This is a genomic window from Rhizobium sp. SVR5-9E, assembly GCF_056755095.1.
The window spans coordinates 1-367 of sequence record NZ_JBNDHS010000280.1 but is presented as its reverse complement, the minus strand read 5'-3'; the positions used below and the strand labels follow the sequence as shown (position 1 = coordinate 367).

At 48.5% G+C, this 367-nt stretch carries 1 protein-coding gene; it reads right to left on the bottom strand.

The genetic code is table 11. From position 1 onward, the window contains the following. Positions 1-367, bottom strand: a 367-nt coding sequence (locus ACPYOJ_RS34790) for a hypothetical protein (RefSeq protein WP_481420293.1), incomplete at both ends; no start/stop codon positions are given.

Below are 367 nucleotides of genomic sequence, written 5' to 3'. Positions count from 1 at the left end.
TTTATTACCCGATCTTTCCGATCTTGATTCACCACCGATTAAATAGCCTGTAGAAGTCAACGCCAGGGTTCTCAAATGATCGTCTCCGGTTCCGCCGAAATTCTTTTCCCATTCCACTTTGCCGTCTTTGGAAAGCTTGATGATCCAGTAATCGCCCTCACCATAGTTGCCGCTGGCTTTTGGCTTTTGGCTGATGGCTTTGCTTCCAGCTTCCGGCATCCCGCTTCCAGCCACAGCACTGCTTCTGGAATACACACCCAGCAACGCCCCACCATCTTTCGTCGGAATCATTTTCTCCACCTCATCCAAGCCTTTTCCACCCAAAACCAGTTGTGATAATTCTTTTCCGTTTTTATCCAGTCGTACC